1 protein-coding gene is annotated in these 1275 nt (G+C 47.5%); it reads right to left on the bottom strand.

Annotated features, from left to right (window positions below; genetic code table 11):
• Positions 1-313: 313 nt before the first annotated feature.
• Positions 314-1057, bottom strand: a complete 744-nt coding sequence (locus IC21_RS03220) for an SDR family NAD(P)-dependent oxidoreductase (RefSeq protein WP_017552631.1) — start codon at positions 1055-1057, stop codon at positions 314-316.
• Positions 1058-1275 lie beyond the last annotated feature (218 nt).

Genomic DNA, 1275 nt, shown 5'->3' with positions numbered 1-1275 from the left:
ATGTTCATCTTGAAGTGTACAATTAGATGATAGAGCGTCTTCCCATTTTTTTCCACTCATCTGCCCCTTCGAGTAAAATTTTACACATACGCGGCCGGCCTGCGGCTTAGGGCACCGGCCCTGTTTGCTTATCTTCCCCATCTGTCGGCAGGCCCTGTTTATCGGATTTCCTTATCTCCCACCGGGCAGGCGGGGGATAAATATCGGCGGGCGACAATCGGTATGGATAAAGACGTCTCGAAGGGGCCCGGTTCTTTCAAAAAACCGGTTTCATCCAAAAAAACACCATCCGGTTTTCCCCGGATGGTGTTTTTTATTGTGCCGTATAGCCCCCGTCCACATGAAGGTCCGTGCCGGTAATAAACGATGCGTCATCGCTTACAAGGAACAAGACGGCTTTCGCCACTTCTTCCGGCTTACCGAGCCTGCCCATCGGATTGTGGTCAATGGTTTCCTGAATTTGTTCTTTTGTGAAATATTTCAGCGCCGGGGATTCTGTCGTGCCAGGGGAGACACTGTTGACACGGATGCCCTGTTTGGCATACGTGACAGCTTCCGCCCGCGTCAAATTCACAACTGCGGCTTTGGCGGCGGAATAGGCCGCACTGTTGGTAATTCCGACATGGGCCATAAAAGAGCCCATGTTGACAATCGCGCCTTTTCCATTTTTCAGCATATACGGGATCGCATATTTATTGGAGAGCATCACACCGGTTAAGTTAATGTCCAAAACTTTTTGCCAGTAATCCTGGTCGAGTTCATGGACAGGCCCGTGCTTTTCCGGAATTCCGGCACACGCAACCAGAATGTCAAGCTTCCCGTAAGTATCTGTCGCCTTCTCCATCAAATGTTTGACACTGTATTTATCGGAAACATCACAATGGACAAAAAGGGCTTCTCCCCCGGTTTCTTTGATTTTATCGGCAATTTCCATCTTGGATTCCGCTACATCCCCGATGACAATCTTCGCACCTTCGTTTGCAAAAAGCCAGGCCGTTGCTTCCCCGATTCCGGAAGCGCCGCCTGTAATGACAGCCACTTTATTTTTCAGTTTCACCGCGTTCACCTTCCTATGTCAAATCATACAAAAACCATGCACAGCCGGCATTTTCTCCGAGGCCGTCCACGTCGCCTATTTCCAGTCTTACCATCATTATATCAAAAAAGCAACAATGTACAGCCGGGATCAGTTCTGAAGAGTAAATTCATCAGTTTTTAGATGTTTTATGATAAAATGACTTATCCACATTTAGAAAATTTTTCCATCTATTTTTT

The organism is Heyndrickxia coagulans DSM 1 = ATCC 7050 (assembly GCF_000290615.1).
Taxonomy (GTDB): domain Bacteria; phylum Bacillota; class Bacilli; order Bacillales; family Bacillaceae_C; genus Weizmannia; species Weizmannia coagulans.
Note: the sequence above shows the minus strand (reverse complement) of the source record. Positions and strands in the feature narration are given on the sequence as shown.